The sequence below is a fragment of the Streptomyces dioscori genome (assembly GCF_003024195.1).
In the GTDB taxonomy this organism is placed as follows: Bacteria; Actinomycetota; Actinomycetes; order Streptomycetales; family Streptomycetaceae; genus Streptomyces; species Streptomyces dioscori.
This window is the reverse complement of sequence record NZ_KZ679042.1, coordinates 192,015-212,816: the sequence shown is the minus strand read 5'-3', so window position 1 is coordinate 212,816 and position 20,802 is coordinate 192,015. Positions and strand designations below refer to the sequence as shown.

General features: G+C 70.2%; 14 protein-coding genes. 3 read left to right on the top strand and 11 right to left on the bottom strand.

The annotated features are described in order from the left end of the window. Positions 1 to 82: 82 nt before the first annotated feature. Entirely contained in the window at positions 83 to 580 is a 498-nt protein-coding gene (locus tag C6Y14_RS14850) for a peptidylprolyl isomerase (protein WP_107017127.1), read from the bottom strand. Between the two features lie 219 nt (positions 581 to 799). Between C6Y14_RS14850 and C6Y14_RS14845 the strand changes: the two genes are divergently transcribed. Together C6Y14_RS14845 and C6Y14_RS14840 are read left to right on the top strand one after the other, a co-directional pair. Beyond that, positions 800 to 1,861: a hypothetical protein gene (locus C6Y14_RS14845; protein ID WP_107017126.1), complete on the top strand. Its 1,062-nt coding sequence runs from the start codon at positions 800 to 802 to the stop codon at positions 1,859 to 1,861. A 113-nt stretch (positions 1,862 to 1,974) separates the two neighbouring features. Beyond that, entirely contained in the window at positions 1,975 to 3,063 is a 1,089-nt protein-coding gene (locus C6Y14_RS14840; RefSeq protein WP_107017125.1) for a hypothetical protein, read from the top strand. Between the two features lie 46 nt (positions 3,064 to 3,109). On the opposite strand, the gene C6Y14_RS14835 is transcribed toward C6Y14_RS14840, so the two are convergent. The 4 genes from C6Y14_RS14835 to C6Y14_RS14820 form a co-directional block, all read right to left on the bottom strand. After that, complete coding sequence (locus tag C6Y14_RS14835; RefSeq protein ID WP_107017124.1) at positions 3,110 to 4,018, bottom strand: glycoside hydrolase family 16 protein; 909 nt, start codon at positions 4,016 to 4,018, stop codon at positions 3,110 to 3,112. 118 nt (positions 4,019 to 4,136) lie between these two features. Beyond that, a complete protein-coding gene (locus tag C6Y14_RS14830; protein WP_107017123.1) occupies positions 4,137 to 5,177 on the bottom strand; it encodes a LacI family DNA-binding transcriptional regulator in 1,041 nt (346 codons plus the stop codon). A gap of 99 nt (positions 5,178 to 5,276) precedes the next feature. Beyond that, positions 5,277 to 7,025 carry a discoidin domain-containing protein gene (locus C6Y14_RS14825; RefSeq protein ID WP_107017122.1) on the bottom strand — a complete coding sequence of 583 codons (1,749 nt, stop codon included), beginning with the start codon at positions 7,023 to 7,025 and terminating at the stop codon, positions 5,277 to 5,279. A gap of 92 nt (positions 7,026 to 7,117) precedes the next feature. After that, positions 7,118 to 8,230: a DUF1996 domain-containing protein gene (locus tag C6Y14_RS14820; RefSeq protein ID WP_107017121.1), complete on the bottom strand. Its 1,113-nt coding sequence runs from the start codon at positions 8,228 to 8,230 to the stop codon at positions 7,118 to 7,120. Positions 8,231 to 8,542: 312 nt separating this feature from the next. Here C6Y14_RS14820 and C6Y14_RS14815 point away from each other — a divergent pair, with 312 nt between their 5' ends. After that, complete coding sequence (locus tag C6Y14_RS14815; RefSeq protein ID WP_107017120.1) at positions 8,543 to 9,853, top strand: alginate lyase family protein; 1,311 nt, start codon at positions 8,543 to 8,545, stop codon at positions 9,851 to 9,853. Between the two features lie 73 nt (positions 9,854 to 9,926). On the opposite strand, the gene C6Y14_RS14810 is transcribed toward C6Y14_RS14815, so the two are convergent. The 6 genes from C6Y14_RS14810 to C6Y14_RS14785 form a co-directional block, all read right to left on the bottom strand. Then, the gene (locus C6Y14_RS14810) at positions 9,927 to 12,983 is read right to left on the bottom strand and encodes a glycoside hydrolase family 2 TIM barrel-domain containing protein (RefSeq protein WP_199854750.1); all 3,057 of its coding nucleotides are present in this window, start codon (positions 12,981 to 12,983) and stop codon (positions 9,927 to 9,929) included. A 75-nt stretch (positions 12,984 to 13,058) separates the two neighbouring features. Further along, entirely contained in the window at positions 13,059 to 15,803 is a 2,745-nt protein-coding gene (locus C6Y14_RS14805) for a glycoside hydrolase family 38 N-terminal domain-containing protein (protein ID WP_107017119.1), read from the bottom strand. A gap of 48 nt (positions 15,804 to 15,851) precedes the next feature. Beyond that, entirely contained in the window at positions 15,852 to 16,709 is an 858-nt protein-coding gene (locus tag C6Y14_RS14800; protein WP_107017118.1) for a carbohydrate ABC transporter permease, read from the bottom strand. After that, the gene (locus tag C6Y14_RS14795) at positions 16,706 to 17,656 is read right to left on the bottom strand and encodes a carbohydrate ABC transporter permease (protein ID WP_107017117.1); all 951 of its coding nucleotides are present in this window, start codon (positions 17,654 to 17,656) and stop codon (positions 16,706 to 16,708) included. The genes C6Y14_RS14800 and C6Y14_RS14795 overlap by 4 nt, the downstream gene beginning before the upstream one ends. A 7-nt stretch (positions 17,657 to 17,663) precedes the next feature. Next, entirely contained in the window at positions 17,664 to 18,998 is a 1,335-nt protein-coding gene (locus C6Y14_RS14790; protein ID WP_107017116.1) for an ABC transporter substrate-binding protein, read from the bottom strand. Positions 18,999 to 19,301: 303 nt separating this feature from the next. Beyond that, positions 19,302 to 20,315, bottom strand: coding sequence for a LacI family DNA-binding transcriptional regulator (locus C6Y14_RS14785; protein ID WP_107017115.1), 1,014 nt, complete (start codon positions 20,313 to 20,315; stop codon positions 19,302 to 19,304). Between the last annotated feature and the right edge of the window lie 487 nt (positions 20,316 to 20,802).

The window sequence follows — 20,802 nt, the reverse complement described above, 5'->3', positions numbered from 1 at the left end:
GTGCGGCCCCGGGTCGAGGGGCGGGCGCTCGACCCGGGCAGCCCGGGTCGAGCAGGCGGCCCCGCCGCCCGGGGCACGGACGCTACTTCTCCACGATGCCCGAGGCGGCGATCACGATCTTCGCGCGGGTGGAACCGGAACGCGAGCCCAGGGACTCGATCTTCTTCACCAGGTCCGAGCCCTCGACCACTTCGCCGAAGACCACGTGCTTGCCGTCCAGCCACGAGGTGACCACCGTGGTGACGAAGAACTGCGAGCCGTTGCTGTTCGGGCCGGAGTTCGCCATGGACAGCAGGAACGGCTTGTCGTGCTTGAGCTTGAAGTTCTCGTCGTCGAACTTGGCGCCGTAGATGCTCTTGCCGCCGGTGCCGTCGCCGCGGGTGAAGTCGCCGCCCTGGAGCATGAACTCCGGGATGACACGGTGGAAGCCCGAGCCCTCGTATCCGTAGCCGTGCTGGCCGGTGGCGAGCTCACGGAAGTTCTGCGCCGTCCTGGGGACGACGTCGTCGTACAGGTTGAAGACGATGCGGCCGGCGGCGTCGCCGTCAATGGTGATGTCGAAGAAGACGTTGGTAGACATAGGGGGATCCTTTCACGTCCTCGCGCACTGCCCGGGCGTCGCCCTGCTCCGCCGCCCGAGAAGCCCAGTTTCCGGCGGTTCCCCCGGCAGGTCCACCCGCGATAGGCCGGATAGGCCGGATCCGCCGGATCGGCCGGTTGCCGCCTGTTCAGGGGTGCGGGAGCGCCCCTAAGCTGGCCGATCTTCACGTTCTGGGGCACTTGTGACTCTGGGGGGCTCGTGAACAGTCTTCGTGCGGCCGTTGTCTGCCTTGTGCTCGCGTGTGCCGCGCTGACGTCACCGACAGCGGCGGTGGCGGTGACGCCGGACTGGTCGGTGCTGCCGGTGCCGGCGGCGGCCCCGCCGGTGACCGTGACCGATCTCGCCGCCCGGGGGCAGGGCGAGGCGTGGGCCACCGGGTACGAGCAGACCGCCGAAGGACTGCGGCCGATGCTGTACCGGTGGGACGGCACGGCGTGGAACCGGGACACGACCTTCCCCGGCGCCGGGGAGTCTGGCTGGCTGGGCAAGGTGCAGTTCGTCGGCAGGGAAGCGTGGATCTTCCACAACCGTGACGGTGCCGGAGAGATCCTGCGCCGGTCGGCGGGAGCGTGGAGTGCCGTACCGCTGCCGCAGACCCTGTGGACGTACCAGGACTTCACCGCGGTACCGGGCGCCGCGTGGGTGGTCGGCGAGGACGACACCGGGCTGAAGGTGCTGCACCACGACGGTTCGGGCTGGACAGCACAGTCCACCCCCGACGGCGTGCGCTACCTGATGGGGATCACCGCCCGTACCGCCGACGACGCCTGGGCCTGGGCGGACACGGACACCGGTACCACCGTCCTGCGCTGGGACGGCACGGCGTGGCGCGATGCGCGGGTGCCGTTGCCGCCGGACAGCAACGTGCACACGATCCTGCTCGAACCGTCCGGCCGGGCCACGATAGGCGGCAGCCAGTACACGGACGGGGTGGCCCGCACCTATCTGATGACCTCGGACGACGACGGGAACGCCTGGCGCACCTCCCACCCGCCGCTGGGCGACACCTACACCGAGGCCATGGTGCGCGGTCCGGACGGCGCGCTGTGGCTGCCGGTGCGCAGCGACCGCGCGTTCCGGTCGAAGTACGCACGCGTGGACGCCAGCCGCACGACCTTCTCCTACGGACCGGAGCGCACGAACGCGATCGACGTCGGACCGCGGGCACTGGCGAGGGCGGGATCAGCACTGCTGTCCTTCGGGACCGTCGAGATATACGGCTCGAAACCGAACCTGATGAGCGAGCGGCTGGGAGGCTGACCATGACCCACAGACTTCCCGTGCGCCACAGATTTTCCGCGACCCACAGACTTCCCGTGCCCCGCAGACTTCTCAGGGCACACAGACTTCTTGTCGCCGTCCTCGCCGTCACCATGACCGTCGTGGCCGGCATGACAGACATGACAGGCATGGCGTCGGCCGCCGCGGACCCGCGGTCCTGGGAGCACGTTCCGGTCCCGGCGGAGGTCCGCCCGCAGGCCGCACTGAACGAGGCCGTGGCGTTCGGGCCGGACCGGGCGTGGGCCGTGGGCGCGGACGCCGTCGGCCGTGAGGCGCCGGGCTTCCCGCTGATGCTGCGCTGGGACGGAACCGCCTGGCAGCGCCAGGACCTGCCCGGGATCCGCTGGCAGGGAGAGCTGCTGTCCGTCGCCGGCACCTCTCCCCACGCGGTGTGGGCGGTGGGCCGCGACTCGGCGGGCGGCGCCCGTCTGCTCCGGTACGACGGCAAGGCCTGGAACGAGAGCAGGCTGCCGAGCGGGGTCGTGCCGACCAAGGCCGTCGCCGGCGGGGGCGAGACCTGGCTGATCGGTTCGCGGGGCGGCGCGCAGGCACTGCTGCGCCGGGACGGGAGCGGCTGGCAGGACGTGCCGGTGCCGCCCGGGTCCGTGTACGGCCTGCACATCCTGGCGGCGGACGACGTCTGGGCCGCGGGCGCGGGCGTCCCGGGCGCGACCGTGTCGCACTGGGACGGTCAGGCATGGCAGCAGACGGTCGTGGACGGCTTCCCGCGGTCGGCGGTCGGCAGTGTGCTCGCGGTCTCGCCGACGGAGGTGTGGGCGGGTGGCACGGCCGGATTCGTCGGCGGTCCGCCGGGCCGGCCGATTCCGCCCCTGCTCGTCCGCTTCGACGGACAGACGTGGAACACGGTGTCCGTGCCCACCGACTTCGGCTCCGTCGAGTCACTGGCGGCCACCGCGTCCGGCTCGCTGGGCTGGGTCTCGGTGGCCCGCTCGCAGAAGTGGGGCCCGCCGGGCAGTACCCCGCCGCTCGTCCCCGGGCCGGACTTCCTCGCCTGGAACGGCCAGTCGTTCACCGGGTACGGCGAACCTGCGGTGGCCGGAGAGGGCGAATCCTGGACGCTCCGGGCGACGACCGTGCCGGGCACGGAGACCGTGTGGTCGGTCGGCCGCGCGGACGGCCCCGAGGGCACCTTCGCCCCACGCATCCTGCGGTTCGACTGAGCAAGTAACATCCTGCGCGCTTCGCTGCTCAGGTGCGGGCCGCACATCACTTCCACCCGTACGCGTACGCCGCCACCCACGTGATGTCGATCTGCGCGCTGCTGCCGGGCGCCGCCCCGGGCCCTTCCAGGGCGCTCTCGTTCTGCATCACCCAGGACAGCGGACCGTCCGGCACGCCTCGGGTGTCGTGGCCCGTCTCGCGGCCGTCGACGAAGAACCGGACATGGCCGGGAGTCCATTCCGTGGACACCGTGTGCCAGTCGGTCCAGTCGTCACTGCCCGGGAAGTAGCCCTGCTCACCGCCCCCGCAGGGGTGGTGGAAGGACGAGAGCGGACCGGTCCACTCGCCTTCGGGGTGGTCCATCTCGCAGCCGCCGCCGTAGTGCAGCCAGGCGGACTTGTACCCGGGCGCCGCCTTCGTCACCTTGATACGTGCCGAGTACTTCCCGTAGGTCATGTCCATGACCGCACGCGGCACCACTGCCGCGGAGTGCACGGGACCGCCGTCGGCCGGACGCCACATCCGGATGAACATCCGTCCGTCGCCGTCCGGCGCGGGACCCACGCTCACGGTGTCCTCCGGGTGGTACACGCCCACCACCTCGCGGCCCCGGCTCCTGGCCGTGTCGGGCCAACCGGTCGGATAGGCCCACCAGTTGTCGCGGAACGTGCCGCGCAGCCCTCCGAAGTAGGCGCCTGAGGTGTCGGCGTGGTGATCGCAGTCGCTGAACGAACCGAGCGGTACAAGGTCGCCGTTGAAGTCCTCCGCGAGGACCTGCCAGAAGGGGCCACAGTCACCGCGGGGCAGACGTACGGCCGTCGAACCGCAGGCGTCGGTCCTCGCGGGCGCGCCGTCGGCGCGGGGGAGCCACAGGAACGCGGCCACGAGTACGACCGTCACGGACACCAGCAGGAAGGGAGGCCTCAGATGGTGCGGGGCCGCGTGTGAACCCATCACGGACTCCTCGGGTCGCAACTGCCGACTGCCGACGCCACAGGCCGGCCACCAAAGGCCGGCTGCCGGAAAAACATCCTCGCCGCTGACCCCGCCCGGCGCCACAGCCCTACCGGCCCTACGCCGATTCCCGTACCACCAGCTCGGGGTCGAAGATGATCGACGTCGGCTCGGTGCGTACGCCCCCGATGTGTTCGGCGAGCAGGCGGGCCATCGCCGCCGCCATGTCCTCGACCGGCTGGCGGACGGTGGTCAGCGGTGGCCGGCAGGTGACCGCCACGCTCGAATCGTCGAACCCGACGACCGCGACATCGTGCGGCACCCGCCGCCCCCGCTCCCGCAGCACCTGGCAGATGCCCTGAGCCATCAGGTCGTTGGCGGCGAACACCCCGTCCACGTCCGGGTGTTCGGCGAGCAGTTCGGTCATGGCCGCCATGCCGCTGTCGACGGTGAAGCCGCCCTGGGCGAGCGGGACGTACGCGTGACCATGGCGGGCCATCGTGTCGCGGAACCCGGCCAGCCGTTCCTGGCTCGCTGACACGTCCAGCGGGCCGGACACGGTGACGACGCGTCGGCAGCCGCGACCCAGCAGATGCTCGGCGGCCAGCCGTCCGCCGTCCCGGTGGGCGAGGTCGACATAGCTGAGCGCGACGGGCCGGGAGGGCCGGGCGAACAGCACGGCGGGCAGCCCCGCCCCGGCCAGCAGCGCGGGCAGCGGATCGTCCGCGTGCGTCGAGACGACGAGGGCCCCGTCCGCGCTGCCCTGCCGCAGATACGTCACGACGTCCTGCCGTGCCTCGTCGGTCTCGGCGAACATGAGCACCGGATGCATCGAGCGCGGACGCAGCTGGCCCACGACCCCGCTCACCACCCGGCCGAAGAACGGATCCGTCACCACCCGTGCGGCGAAGGCGTTCTGCTCCTCCTCGGAGACGTCACCCGCGCCGGACACCACGAGCGCCACGGTCTCGGTACGCCGGGTCACCAGTGATCTGGCCGCCTGGTTGGGCGCGTAACCCGTCCTGCTGATGGCCTGGCGGACCGATTCCTGGATGGCGGGGTCGACGTTGCGGACGCCGTTGACGACGCGGGAGACGGTGGCGCGGGAGACGCCTGCCTCCCGCGCCACATCCTCCAGGGTCGGGGCCTGTCTGCTCATGCCCGCACCCTAACGGCACCCGTCGTGAACCGGATAGAGCGCTCTCCCGAGGATGCTCCCGGGGTGCGGACCGACCTACGGCGCCGGTCACCCCGCAGCTCAGCCGTAGACGCCGAACTCATAGAGGGAGTAGCCCCAACCGGTGCCGCGCGCGGTGCCGTTGACGCGCACGTAGCGGCCGGTGCCCGACACGTCGAAGTCGTCGACCCCGCCGTTGCCGTCGGTCACCTCGCGCACGGTCCGCCAGCTCTGACCGTCGTCGGACGTCTGGATCGTGTACGCCCTGGCGTACGAGGTCTCCCAGACCAGCTGCACGTGCCTGAACGTGCTCCGCGTGCCGAGATCGACCCGCAGCCACTGCGGGTCGCTCCAGTCACTGGCCCAGCGCGTGTCGTTCTTCCCGTCCACGGCGCCCGCGGCGGTGCAGGGGCAGTCGCCGCCGCCCGTCTGGTATGAGGAGGCGGTCGCAGGCTTGTTCAGCGCGAGGTTGGTGCCGTCGGCCACCGGCGGCACCACACGGATCGAGCGCGTCTCGACGCCGACGTTGCCCCTGCCGTCCGTGGCCTTGACATAGATCTTCCAGACCCCGGGCCGGTCGGGCGCGGTGACCCTGAGCCGGCCCCCGCCGAGATCGGTGTGCGGCCGCGGGGTGAGCTGCCCGCCCCCGTCGACGTACTTGCTGTTGTCCAGGACCTCGTACGAGATCGCGTCCCCGTCGGGGTCGCTCGCGCCGACCGCCAGGGTCAGGTCACGCCCGGCCTGCACCTTGCCCGCGTCACCCTCGACGGACAGGCTGGAGACGACCGGGGGAGTGTTGTCGCGCGAGGTGTCGGCTCCGTACGCGCGCTTCACCGCGTAGTACGACAGCCGTTTCTGTCCTGCGGGCAGCAGGTTGAACCAGATCCCGCCGAAGTCGTACTCGGTGCCGTAGTGGAACATCGTGGCGCCGAGCGCGACCCCCCGATGGCCGGTGACGCACCCCCACGCCTTGGTGTATCCGGCAGCCTTGGCCTGGTCGGTGGGCTCCTGGGGGACCCCGTTGGCGTCGTCGGGCACCTCCCACTCGCCCGCAGGACCGCTCTCGGTGACGATGTACGGCTTGGTGTAACCGCCCTGCTCCCAGGCCGACTTGATGTCGCACACCGCGTTGTAGGCGTTGACCGCGTACAGGTCGAGGTCGGGCGCGTTGCGCTTGTAGTAGGGCCAGGCGCCGACCCATGCGTCGGTGGAGGTGACCGGGTGGTTCGGGTCGATCCCGTGGATCTTCCTGGTGATGTCGTTGACGAAGGTGGTGTAGGCGTTGCGTTGGCGTTCGAGCTCGTCACCGCTGTAGCAGTTCTGCAGGCCGAGCACCGACTCGTTCCCGACATTCCACATCAGCACACCGGGATGGTCCTTGTACTCCTGGACCCACCTGGGGAACTCGTCGAGCATCTGGTTCTTGTACGCGGTGTCCGTCAGGTAGTTCACACAGCCGCCGCTGCCCGGACCGCCGCCGGGCTGCAGCCAGAACCCGGCGACGACCTTGATGCCGTTCGCCGCCGCGGAGTCGAACAGGGCCTTGCTGGAGGCGTCGGTGCCCCAGGTGCGGACGGTGTTCACGCCCATGGATCTGACGTCCGGCATGTACCGGCCGGCGTCGGCCACGGCCGGACCCCAGGTCAGGCCCTTGACCTGGTACGGGCTGCCGTCCACGGTCAGCTGCCAGTTGCCCTGGGAGCCGGTCACCCTGACGACGCTGCCGGCGGCGTGCGCCTGCTGCGCGGGCAGGGAGAGGGCTGCGGCGGCCAGCAGCCCTGCGGTGAGAGGCGCCGCGATCCGGCGCGTGCGGGTGGGAGTGGGGCTCATATGCGGTCTCCGGTGTGGGGGTGGAGGGGGCGGCCGGACCGTGGCGGGGTGGTCCGGCCCGGCCGCCCGGTACGAGACAGGGCGCGGCTCGCTCAGGGCAGTTCGTAGTTCTCGTCGAGCGCCGCTCCGGCCTCGGGGTGCGTCTGGTCGTAGCCGCGCGCGTCGCACTGCAGACCACCGACGAGGCAGTGGCCGACCAGCGCGTTCAGGGTCGGCGCGTCCCAGGCGTTGAAGAAGTCGTAGTGGAACGACCAGCTAGGTCCGCTGGCCAGCTTCACCTGGGAGAGATCGCCGTTGACGGGCCAGGCCATCTTGAACTCGACCATCGGCAGGGCGACCGGATGGCTCGTGGGGCAGATGTTGTTGTTCGTGCCGGGGTTGACCACGGGGTAGGCCATGTGACTCTTGTGGTCCGGTGTGTCCAGATACCGGCCGTCCCAGCAACTGGGCGCCTGGAAACGGATGTTGAGCTTGACGTCCGGACGGCTGGGGCAGTTGGTCGGGAAGTCGACGTTGAAGAAGCTGTCGCCGCACTCCCAGCCCTCGACGAAGCCGCGGTGCCCGCGGAACTCCTCCCGGCTCTGGGTAGGGCTGCCGACGAGGAACCGCAGGCCCTTGGGGAAGGGGCGCACGCTGGTGTAGTCGGTGACGCCCGCCTTGTAGTAGATGACCTGCGGGCCGACGGGCAACACCGGCTGGTCGCCCTTGAAGAGGGTCGGCATCCAGTAGCCGGACCGGTCGCCGGGCGCGTTGCAGGTGGTGGTGGCCCCGTCGAGCGAGGACGTCGTGCTGTTCGCGTTCGTCGACCGGTTGCCCATGAAGGTGTGGTCGTGGGACTTGCCCGGCTGCTGCGGATACACGATCGGGTCGTCCGGCTTGGTGTGGCTCACCGAGCAGTTGGCCTGGAACTCGTGGAAGTAGCGGTGGGGCGGCTCCTTCGTGGACGGCGAGACGCCGGTCACCGGCGGGTTCGCCGGGATGTAACCGTCGCCGTCGGGGTCTTCCGGGGAGGCGGCGGTCGACGCCGCCATGGTGTGGCCCATGGTGCCCATGTGGCCTGCTCGGTGCGTGCTGGACGCCGCTGTCGCGCCGCCCGGCGGTGGGGGAGTGCCGGCGGTGGCGGCGACACCGCCCAGACCGAGCGAGGTCAGCAGTAGGGCGCCGGCGATCAGGCTTCCTGAGACGAGCTGCGATCTCCGTGGCATGGAGACCTCCTGAGGACGTCGATGGGGGGAACTGTGCGGGGCGGCCCGTGGCGCGGGACGCTCGACCGGGAGATCGTCGGGAGAGCGCTCTCCCACTCTCCCGTGACGGAGTGTTGAGGCGGGAGCGCGGGGTGTCAAGAGATCCGGCGGAAGGGGCAGTTGGCAGCGGCCCGGCGTGACAGCCGCGCGCCCGCGGGGCTCCCGGGGCCGCAACCACCGGCCCGCGCAGCCCCATTGCCAACTCCGGGCATCGCCCCTAACCTCACATCGTCTCCATCCATGAACTTCATTCGCCTACACGAACGAGGATCGATGGGTAAACGAGTTCGCCGTCTCGCCGTTCTGACGTCCATGGCTCTCTTCGTCGGCCTGCTGGCCCCCGCAGCCTCCGCTCACCCGGGGGCTGCGCACACAGGGACTGTGCACGCACGGACCGATCACTCAAGTGCCGCGCGGCCCCACACCGTCGTCCTCGACGGCGGACGGCTCCAGCAGACCAAGGTGCGCCTCCGGCACGGCGACCCCCAACTCCGCAGAGCGGTCACGTATCTGACCGGACGAGCCGACAAGTGGCTGGACCAGGGCCCGTGGACCGTCGTCGACAAGCCGAGGCCCGCGCCCAGCGGCGATGCACACGACTATCTGAGCCAGGCCCCCTACTGGTGGCCCAGCCGATCGCCGACCGCCGACAACCCCTGGGGCTGCCCGTACGTCCAGCGGGACGGCGAGCGCAATCCCGAGGTCGACTCGGGCACCGACCGGCTGGATCTGGAGAACGTCTTCGACTCGTCGTACGACCTCGCGCTGGCCTGGCACTACACGGGAAAGCGGCAGTACGCCGAGAAGGCCGCACAGGTCCTGCGGACCTGGTTCCTGGCATCGGCCACACGGATGAACCCGCATCTCGACCACGCCCAGTTCATCCCCTGCAAGTACGACGGCCGGGCCATCGGCATCATCGACTTCTCGCAGTCCTACACGGCGGTCCTCGACGCCGTCGCGATCCTTGAGTCCGGCGCGCCCGCCTGGAGCAGAGCGGACCGAGTCGGCATGCGGCAGTGGAACAGCGACTTCCTCGACTGGCTGACGAACAGCGACTTCGGCCGGCAGGAAGCGGCGGCGGCGAACAACCACGGCACGTTCTACGACCTGTTGGTGGCGGGTCTGGCGTCCGCCACCGGCGAGACGGACCTGGCCCGCCGGACCGTACGCGACGCGGCCGTCACACGCATCGACCCCCAGATCGCGGCGGACGGAAGCCAGCCCCAGGAACTCACCCGGACCAGGAGCTGGCACTACTCGACCTTCGACCTCGTCGCGTACACCAGACTCGCCGCCATCGGGCAGCACGTCGGCGTGGACCTGTGGCGCCACCGGGGGCCGGCCGGCCAGAGCCTGTTCAAGGCCGTGCGCTATCTGCTTCCGGCGGCCACGGGACGCGTCGCCTGGCCGCACCCGGAACTCGAATTCCGCCGGTTCGCGGCGAGCGACGTCGTCCACGCGGCGGCGGACGCCGGCGACCGCGAGGCGAGGCGGGCCGTGCCACTGCTGGAGGAGCCGCCGGGCGGAGACCTGTGGGCGCTGCGGCCCGCCGCCGAACAACTGGACTCGATAACGGGCTGATCCCCAGGATTCCGGCGCTGATCCCCAGGGTTCCGGCGCAGCCCACCGCGTGACGGTGGGCTGCGCCGGAATCTCAACCCGTCGCCGCTATCCGCAACCTGATCGTGCGCGCTTCGGGGCGGAGCGCGAACTCGGGCCACACGTCCGGTCCGCACGAGCGCGAGCCGAGCCCGTGCTGGGCCGCGTCGATGATCAGGTGGCTCGTCGTCGAGTCGCCCAGCTCGAAGGGGTGACGTGCGAGGGCGATCTCCTGGGGGGTGTGGCGGCTGAGCGTGAAGCCGGGCCGGCGCCCGCGCGTGTCGGGGAGAGCGTCGATGCGCAGCACCTCGCTCGCGCCGTTCGCCAGTGTGAGCCGACGCAGCCCGGAACGGTGCCCGGTCTCCTGCGGGCGCGCGTAATCGACCGAGAGGTCGGCGATCGTGGCGGAGAACCGGCCCGTGCGGGCCGCGCGGAGACTGTCGGGATACGACTCCAGCGGCCCCAGACCGAACCAGTCCGCCCCGTCGACGGCAGCCGTGCCGTCGGGCAGCTCGAAGCGGATCCCGATGCGAGGCCACACCGTCCGCCAGCCGCGCGAGGGCTCGATCTCCACGCGCAGTTCCAGGTCACCGTCCTCGACCGACCACATGGACTCCACCGTCACCCAGGACGCGGAGTTCGCCGAGGAGACCTTGTCGACGGTGCGCAGGGCGTCCGCGGTGTGTGCCACGGAGATCCGCCGTGTCGTCAGCCGGTCGAGACCGTCACGACGCCACAGCTCGGCGTTGGACACCCCGGCGATACTCGCGTCGCTCTCCTCGACCCCGTCGGACGGGCTCTCGTCGTTGTCGGTCGGCGCGCGGAACAGCTCCAGTCGCGGCCCGCTCACCTCGCGTCCGGCCAGGCGCGTCAGCGAGCCACCGGTGAACTCGGCGATGCCGAGCGAGAGGTTTCCGTCGCCCGGGAGCCAAGCGGCCCGCGACCGGACAGCGGGCACGCGACGAGGTGCCGAGCAGTCCAGCTGGGCCGACGCGAGCACGTGATCCGCGGGTGCCCAGGTGGTCGGTGCCGCCAGGACCGCGTCGATCGTCAGCCACGTCTCGGCGTCGTGGGCGACGGAGACCGTGGGCAGCGGCACCCGCGCCGACCCACCCGCCACGACGGCGGGGACGTCCAACACGCCGGAGGCCACGGGGATGCCGTCGTGCTCGACACGCCAGCGGAAGCGCAGGTCGGAGGTGTCGGCGGTGTGCCGCAGGCTGGTGACCACGACCTCACCGTGACCCTGGACCTTGCCGTGGTCCCGGCCGTCACCGTCACCGTCACCCTCGCTCTCGAAGGTGAACTCGACGGGCTGCACGACCGCCTTGAACTCATGGAGGCTGGGCGTGGGGACGTCGTCGGTCAGCAGCATGCCGTCCATCACGAAGTTGCCGTCGTGCACGACCTCACCGAAGTCACCGCCGTACGCGTGGTACGCCGTCCCGTCCGGAGCCGTCGTGAGGATGCCGTGGTCGCGCCACTCCCACACGAAGCCGCCGTGCAGCCGCGGATACCGCCGTACGAGTGCTTCGTACTGGTCGAACGCGCCCGGCCCGTTGCCCATCGCGTGCGCGTACTCGCACAGCAGGAACGGCTTCGTACGCTGCCGTGCACTCTGCGCGGGAGTGCAGTTCAGCAGCGTGGAGCGTGCGTTGTCGCTGCCGATCTGCTCGGTCTCCGGCACCGACGCGTACATGCGCGAGTAGAGGTCCGTGTACTCGCCGGTGTAGTCGCCCTCGTAGTGCACCGGGCGTTCCGGGTCGCGGGCGTGGACCCACGACGACATGGCGGCCAGGTTGCCGCCGGTGCCCGCCTCGTTGCCGAGCGACCAGATCACGATGCTCGGGTGGTTCTTGTCGCGTTCGACGGTGCGCCGGATGCGGTCCAGGTAGGCCTCACGCCATGCCGGGTCGTCGCTCGGGTTGCCCGCCCAGTCGAGCTTCTCGAAGCCGTGCGTCTCCAGGTCGCATTCCAGGACGACCCAGAAGCCGAGTTCGTCGGCCAGGTCGAGCAGCCGGGGGTGCGGCGGGTAGTGGCTGGTGCGGATGGCGTTGACGTTGAACCGCTTCATGCGGGCGAGGTCCTCGCGGGCGTGCTCCTCGTCGAAGACGCGGCCACGCTCGGGATGCGCCTCGTGCCGGTTCACGCCGTGGAAGACGACGCGGTGGCCGTTGACCAGGAACTGGTCGCCGCGTATCCCGACCGTGCGGAAACCGACCCGCAGCGCGATGCTCTCCGCGGCGGTGGACACGGTGGCGTCGTACAGGCGGGGCACCTCGGCCGACCAGGGCTCCACGCCCGGGACAGCGAACGGCGCCACGTCGCCCGGCGCGGCCCAGACACGCTCGACGCCGAGTTCGGGGATGCGCAGGGTGACCGGGAACGCGGCGGCGCCGGCGGTGATCTCCGCCTCGACCAGCCCCGCGCCCCGCCCCTCATCCCGCCCGGAATCCTGCTCGAAGCCGGTCCGCAGCCAGACGTCCTCGATCCCCCCGACCGGCCGGGCGGTGAGCGTGACATCGCGGAAGATGCCCGGCAGCCACCACTGGTCCTGGTCCTCGACATAGCTGGCCGCCGACCACTGATGCACCCGTACGGCGATGACGTTGTCGCCTGTGCGCACCGCGGAGGTGACGTCGAACTCGTGGGCGAGCCGGCTGCCGCTCGCGCTGCCGATCTCGGTGCCGTTGACCCACACCCGGAACAGCGACTCGACGCCGTCGAAGCGCAGGACCACGCGCTCGGCTTCCGCCCAGTCGGCGGGAACCGTGAAGTGCCGCCGGTAGTCACCGGTCGGGTTCTCGTCCGGGACGTGGGGCGGGTCGATCGGGAAGGGGAACTGGATGTTCGTGTAGATCGGCCGGCCGTAGGCCCCGTCGCCCTCCAGCACCCAGTGGGAGGGCACGGGGATGCTGTCCCAGCCGTGGTCGTCGAAGCCGTCGGCCGCGAAGTCCTCCGGTCCGGACGCGGTCGGCGACAGCCGGAACTGCCAGCGCCCGTTCAGCGAGAGCGAGGGCGCGTCGGAGCGCAGCCACGAGCGCGCCGGGCGCAGCGCGCCACGCCCTGGTGCGAGGTCCGAAACCAGGTCCGAGACATGGGGGAAGGGCACGGTGGACAAAAGGTCACAACTCTTTCTGTGTGTCGACGGTCCCCTGGCGGAGGGGGCCCTCTGGCGGAGGGGGTCCTACCGGAGGACGACCGTGCGGATCTCCCATGGCCCGAGTTCGAGTTCGAGTTGGTTCACGGCCTCGGTACGGGAGAGGGGCCGGCCGAGCAGATCCACGGTGGTGGCCTCGGAGAACGCACCCGTCACGCGGACGGTGGACGCGCTGTCGCGCAGGGCGGTCAGCCGTACTTCGGTGCCGCTCCCGGCCTCGTCGTCGGTGACACGGCGGATGCTCGACACGAGGACGTCCTGCCCGTCGACACGCAACCCGACGGTCTGCGGCGGCAGTTGGCCTCCGGCGGTCCCGGTTCCCCGGGTGACGAGCACCTCGCCCCGGAACTCCTCGGCGAGAGCCACCGCGTCCGCCCCGCGCCAGCCGGTGGCGGACGGGACCACGGCGAAGCGGTTCTCGACGCGCATGCCGAGATCCTGCGCACCCGGCACGGGGATCTCGCTCGCAGCGGGCTCGTCGCGCAGCGGATGGATGTTGACACTGATCGAGCCGATCGCCCGCAGCAGTGTGATGGCCAGTTCGGTGCCTTCGCCGACGAGTTCGTACTCGCTGGAGTGGTCGAGCAGGACCGTGGCGGGGCCCGCCGACACGAACGTACTGGCGGGGAAGGTCGGCAGCGGGTACTCGCCCCAGCCGCCCTCGGCGGTGAGTCCGCGTTCGGTGACGGCGAACTGTCCGGCGGACGAGGACGTGGTCACCGGCTCGGGCAGCGGCACGTGGAAGCGCAGCCGGTGGTCCGCCGACTGGTTGAGGAACGAGGTGGAGACACGCACGAACGGTTCACCGGCCCGTACCTCCACCAGTGTCTCCACCGGGGTCGGCACGGTCCGTCCGTCGCGCAGGTCGCGGTCGCCGGAGAGGGCGACGGGCCAGGCGTAGAAGCGGGTGACCCGCAGCCGTGACCGCAGCGGGCCGTCTTCGAGGACGTCGACGGTGATCTGCACCGGGTCCTGGACGAGGACGTCGTGCGCCGGGGGAGCGTAGTTGTAGCTGTCACCGCGGTCACCGCCGTCGACGAGACGACCGACACCGCGCAGCACGGTCCCGTCGGCGCCGACGATGTCCAGCGTGCCGTCCGCGGCGACCGCGACCTCGACCAGACCGTTGGAGAGCGTACGATCCGTCGCCGTCGCGTACGAGGTCCGCGTGGGCGCGTACGGGCCCGATGCGCCGGCGGTGTCCTCGTGCGGCTCGACCCGGAACGCGGTCAGTCCGGACGCGGGGACCTCGACGGGGACGAGCGCGGTGGCCCGCGGCTCCTCCAGCGTCAGTACCCGCCACTCGCCCGGATGCGCGGCGGCAGCGGCGGCGACCTCCTTGCGCAGGATGAGCAGGTCGAACGGTCCCCCGGCCGGGACTTCGGCGAGGTGGAAGACGAGCGAACCGGGGCTGAGGTCGTAGTGGTCGATGAGGCGGCCGAACAGTTCACGGCGGTGGATACGGCGCAGCACGCGTTCGAGCTGTGAGGCGTCCATGCGCTCGTCGCTGAGGACCGTCGGCGCCTCCGAGACCAGTTGCACGGGGTGCGCCGAGCCGTCGGCTCCGGTCGCGACCAGACGCGTACCGGCGGGCGGGGCGACGACATCCACCTCGACCAGCGTCGTGCGCCCGAACGGCAGCGGGTTGGCGACCAGATGGCCGTCGCTCGGTACCCGGGCGGCGGGTTCGGCGAGTGCCGCGTCCCGGACGGCGCGCGCGGTCTGTGCGGCCTCCGCGAGGCGTGCGGCGACCTGGTCGCAGGTCTCGTCGGTGCCGGAGCCGACCACCGAGTCGTGCGCGGTCGACTCGATGATCTTGTGCCAGGCGAGGGCGAGGAACCGCGTGTCGTCGCGCCGGGACCACAGGGCGTTCATGCGCTCGGCGTGGTCGACCGTGCGCTCGGCGAGGGCCATCCGCTGCTTGAGGCCGAGCCGTACGGAGAGCACGCCCGGGAGGATGTTGCCGCGTGAGTGGCTGCGCAACTCCCCGGTGACGACGGCCGGCACCTCGCCGCGCACATGCTCGCGGAGGTATTCGACGAGGGTCGCCATGGTGATGGCGCGTCCCTCGCCGGACGCCTGCCGCAGCCAGGCCGCGAGGTGCGGGTCGGGTGCGTTGTGGTCGGTTCCCGCCATCGCCAGGACCGGGTCGGTGCCCCACCGGTCGGCCGTCATCTCCGCGTAGTCGCCGAGCGCGCGGCCGATCCGGTCGGGCACCAGCAGCACGTCGAGGCCGTTGTCGTAGCCGTCGAAGAGGAACTCGGTGCGCACCTCGGAGCCGTCGGGCGCGCGCCAGCGGAAGGCGTGCCCCTCGACGGAACCGGGCACGCCACGCCACAGGGCCGCGTGCTCGATCCCGGCGCGCGCGAGGATCTGCGGCATCTGCGCCACGTGGCCGAACATGTCCGGCAGATAGCCGACCGGCATCGCGCCGCCGAGGTCCGCCGCGGCGGCCCAGCCCATCTGCAGGTTGCGGACGATGGTCTCACCGGAGCAGAGGAATTCGTCGAGCAGGATCAGCCACGGCCCGACGGCGATCCGGCCGTCGCCGACCAGGGCGCCGAGCCGGTCGCGGTTCTCCGGCCGCATCTCCAGATAGTCCTCGATCGCGGCCATCTGCCCGTCGACGGTGAACCGGAAGTCAGGGTTCGACTCGGCCGTCTCCAGTACGGTGTCGAGGGCGGTGACCAGTCGGTGCCGGAACACCTGGAACGGCTCGTACCACTCCCGGTCCCAGTGGAAATGGGGCACGAAGACGGCGGAGTTGCTCATGGCGGCAGAAACCTTCTGTACGGGCGGGAGGGGATGAAGCGCGGTCGGTCACTTCAGTGAACCGGCCGCGAGACCGGTGCGCCAGAACCGCTGCAGGAGGATGAACACGATGATCACCGGCACGATCGACACCAGCGAGCCGGTGATGACGGACTGCTGGAGGAGCGGGGCCCGGGCGGTCTGGCCGTTCCACTGGTACAGGCCGAGGGTGATCGGGAACAGGGACTCCTTCTGCAGCATGACCATCGGCAGGAAGAAGTTGTTCCAGATGGCGACGAACTGGAACAGGAAGATGGTCACCAGGGCCGGTGTCATCAGTCTGAACGACACCGAGAAGAACGTGCGGAACTCACCCGCGCCGTCCAGCCGAGCCGACTCGATCAGCTCCTGCGGAACGGCCGCGTTGGCGAAGATGCGGGCCAGGTAGACGCCGAACGGGCTGACGATGCTGGGCAGGAACACCGCGAGGTAGGTGTTGACGATCCCGGTCGCCGAGAACAGCAGGAACAGCGGGAGCGCCAGCGCGGTGGTGGGGACGAGGACACCGCCGAGGATGACGGAGAAGAGGAACTCCCGCCCGCGGAAACGGAACTTGGCGAGCGCGTACCCGCACAGCGCGGAGATCAGCGTGCCCACGGCCGCGCCCAGCACCGCGTAGATCACGGTGTTGACGGCCCACCGCCCGAAGATGCCGTCGCTGCGGGTGAACAGGACGCGCAGGTTGTCGAACAGGTTGAAGTGCGAGAACGCCAGCCCGTTCGTGGTGGCCAGGTCCCCCTGCGGCTTGGTGGCCGCGACGATCAGGAAGTAGATCGGCAGCAGGAAATAAATGGCCAGCAGGAGCATCAGGGCCATGGCCGCCGTGCGGCTGCCCCGGCTCTCACGGTTCACACGTGCGTTGCTCACAGGCCGGCCCTCTTCGACGTCAGGCGCATGAATCCGAAGCTCAGGACGAAGGTGATGACTGCGATGACCACCGAGATCGCCGCGGCCTGCTGGTAGTTGTTCCCGGACGCCACCGCGTAGGCGAGCATGTTCGGCGTGAACGTGCTGGAGATGTTGGAGGAGATCTGCCGCAGCACGGCCGGCTCCGCGTAGAGCTGCAGCGTGCCGATGATGGAGAACACCGTGGTGAGGACGATCGACGGGGCGATGATCGGCACCTTGATGCGCCACGCGATGGCCCAGTTGCTCGCGCCGTCCAGTTTGGCGGCCTCGTACAGCTCCTGCGGGATCGACTGCAGGGCCGAGTACATGATGAGCATGTTGTAGCCGGTCCACAGCCAGGTGGAGATGTTCGCCGCCGACCACAGTACGGCTCCGGGGCCGAGGAAGTCGGGGTCGAGACCGATGCCGTTCAGCAGGTCCACGACGGGGCTGAGCTGCGGTGAGTAGAGGTACGACCACATGATCGCGGCGATGACACCCGGTACGGCGTACGGCATGAACGCGGTCATGCGGAAGACCGACTTGAGCTTCAGCAGGGGGGTGTCGAGGAGCAGCGCCATGATGAGGGCGACGAACAGCATGACCGGCACCTGTACGACACCGAACAGTCCGATGCGCCCGATGCTGGACCAGAACTCGGTGTTCTCGAAGACCTTCTGGTACTGCTCGAAGCCGCCGAAGCTCGTGTACGAGGTGCCGTACTGACCGCCGGTGCGGTGCACGGCCCGGAAGCTCTGCCAGAGCGCGTAGCCGACCGGTACCAGGTAGAACAGCACGAACGGAAGGAAGAAGGGGAGCAGGAACGCGGTGATGGTGCCGGCCCGGGGGCCACCGCCGTCGGGGAGACGGCGGCGGCCCTTCGGAGGTGTCACCACGCGCGTCGTGCGGGCAGCGAGGTCGGTCATGTCGCGTTCACTTGCCTGCCGTGACCGGGATCGCCTGGTCCTTCATCGACTTCACCGCGGCGCTCTGGGCGGCCGAGAGCGCGTCGCTGAGGGTGCCGTCGCCGGCCGCGGCCTTCGCCATCGCGTCCTGGAGCGCGAGGTTCACCGTCTTCTGGGTGGGGCCCCAGGTGAAACTGGTGTCGATGTTCTTGGACGAGTCCGCGAAGACATCGAAGATCTTCTCGTTGTTGTAGTACGGCACGCCCTTGGACAGCGCGGGCAGTTGCAGCCCTGCGTTGGCGGCCGGGTAGAGGCCGCCCAGCTTGTTCTCCAGCGCGAGCGCCTCGGGGTCGGTGTTCAGCCAGGTGTTGAACTCGACCGACTCGTAGAGGTGCTTGCCGCCCTTCATGAACGCGACGGTCGAGCCGCCCCAGTCGCCGGAGGCGCCGTTCGTGCCCCACGTCGGCATGGGAACGATGCTCCACTTGCCGGCCTGCTTGGGCAGGTTGTCGCGGAACATGCTGTAGCCCCAGGCCGCGCCGACGTAGCTGGCGATCTGGTCCTTCTGGTACGCGGCGTACATCTGCGTCGAACCGTTGGCGAGGTCGGTGCGTACGAGCTTGTCGGAGATCAGCTTCTGCCAGTACTCGGCGACCTGCTTGCTCTGCTCGGACTCGACGGTCACATGCCACTTGTCGCCGGAGTAGCCGTACATCTTGGCCTGGTTCTGCCAGATGAGCCCGTTGAACCACTCGGCGTTGTTCGGGTCGAAGAACGTGATGTCCAGGTCCGGATCGGCCTTGTGCAGCTTCTGGGCGGCCGCCGCGTACTCGTCCCAGGTCTTGGGCACCGCGACACCGTACTTCTCGAAGATGTCACTGCGCACGTAGAGCGCCATCGGGCCGGTGTCCTGCGGGAGGGCGAACACGCCGGTGTCACCGAAACTGGTCTGCGACCACGTCCACGGCACGAACTTCGACTTGGCCTTCGCGGCGGCCGAGCAGTCGGAGGCGTCCACGAAGGCGTTCTGCGTGCGCAGGTTGGGCAGCTGGTCGTAGCCGACCTGGGCGAGGTCCGGCGCCTTGTCGGCCTTGAGGGCGTTGCCGAGGGTGCCGTACTGGTCGTTCGAGATGTTCTTCGTCTCGACATGGATGTCCGGGTTCTTCTTATTCCACAGGGCGACGACGTCGTCCATGCCCGGAACCGTGTTCCAGTACTGGAGTGTCACCTTGCCCTTGGCGGGCTCGCAGGAAGCCGCGGACGAACTGCCCGACGAGTCGGACGACGAGCATCCGGCGAGTACGAGGACACCGGCGGCCGCGGCGACGACGGCGAGGCGGATGCGCGTGACTGTGTTGCTCATATTTTCCGTTCCAGACAACGGCTAGCGACGGTGCTAGGCGGCTCGATGCTGATCCCTCGGGCGGACTGCCCTATGGGTGGAAGGGACGGGACGCAACGCTGTTCAGGTACTTGTGAGCGCTCCCGTGAACGCTCACGGGAGCGCTCACGGAGAAGCTCGGAGAAACGTCGCGAAGTGCAATGCGAAGTGGTCGGAAGTCTGCGCTTCGGCGCGGTTCAATGTCAAGACATTCGGGTCTCGCGCGTTACCGGCGTGTTAAGCAGGCCGTCGAACGGATCGCCGGACGCGTCGCCGAACAGTCTGCTACGCGGACCCGCTGAGCCGCAGCTCGGCATGTACGACCAGGTCCGTGATCGCGAGCGGGGGCGGCTCGGACAGCAGCCGTGCGACCTGCTCGATGGCGAGCGCGCCGAGGCGTCGGGTGTCGAGGGCGACGCTGGAGAGCGGCGGTTCGACGAGTGCGCCGAGCTGCAGTCCGTCGAAGCCGATGACAGCCAGATCCTCCGGGACGCTCCTGCCGAGCCGGCGGGCTTCCCGCAGGGCGCCGATCGCGATGATGTCGTTGAACGTGAAGACCGCGGTGACGCCGGGATGCGCGGAGAGCAGTTCCCGGAGCGCCGAGCCGCCGCCGTCGGCCGTCTGGTCCGCGCCGACCACCGCGCCCGGGTCGATCCCGTGGGCCGTGGCGGCTGCCGTGAACCACGTGTGCCGGATGCTCGGCTCGGCCCTCGTGTGATGGTCCAGCATGCCGATCCGGGAGTGGCCCTTCGCGACCAGGTGCGCGACGGCTGCGTGGACGCCCTCCTGGCCGTCGATCCGGATCGAGCTGAACCGGGTCGACCTGCCCTCGCGGCCGATGAGCACCACCGGCATGCCGCGCGTGAACGCCTCCAGTTCGCTCTCGGGGCAGCTGAAGTAGCCGATCACCGCGTCCACCTGCGAACTGATCACCTGAAGTGTGCCGCGCTCCTCCTCCGCGCGGTCGGCGGTGTCGTACACGACGACATGCCAGCCGCGGGTTCTGGCGGCCTCCAGGGCGGCGGCGGCGACCTCCGTGAAGAACGGGTTGAGCAGATCGGGGATGACCAGGCCGATGGTCATGGTGTCCTGGCGGACCAGGCCCCGGGCGAACCGGCTCGGCCGGTAGCCGAGGGCGCGGGCTGCGTCCAGGACGCGCTGTTTGGTGTCGCCGTCGATCTCGTCCTTGTCGTTGAGTGCGCGTGACACGGTCTGCCGGGACACTCCGGCGGACCTGGCGACGTCGTTGATCGTGACCTTCCGGGGCTCTGCCCGCTCTGCCCCCGGTGTCGACACCATCGCCTACCTCCTGCTTCTCGCGTCCGCGGGTGCGGGCGCGTCCTGAGTATGCCGGTAGCTTGCGCCGGCACGACGACGGGCCGTGCGGTGGCCCTGCGGCCGGTGGGGGCGTTTGCGCCGTTCCCCGCGCCCCTTTGGGTCCGGCTCCTCGTCGTTCGTCCGGCGGCCCGATGGCCCGGCGGGGGCCGATCGCGCCGTTCCCCGCGCCCCTGAGGGTGTCCGCGGGCCGGTGGGGGCTGGCCGCGCAGTTCCCCGCGCCCCTTGAGGTCCGGCTCCTCGTCGTTCGTCCGGCGGGCCGGTGGGGGCTGGTCGCGCAGTTCCCCGCGCCCCTGAGGGGCGAAAGGCGGTGGGGCGGGGCGGCGTTTTTTGGTCGTCGTCCTCGGCGCTGGAAGACCGGGGCGCAGCCCCGTCTTCCAGGGGCGCGGGGAACTGCGCGGGTCGCCCCTACCGGGCCGCAGGTGGGTGGGCTGGTGCGCCGTCCCGTTTT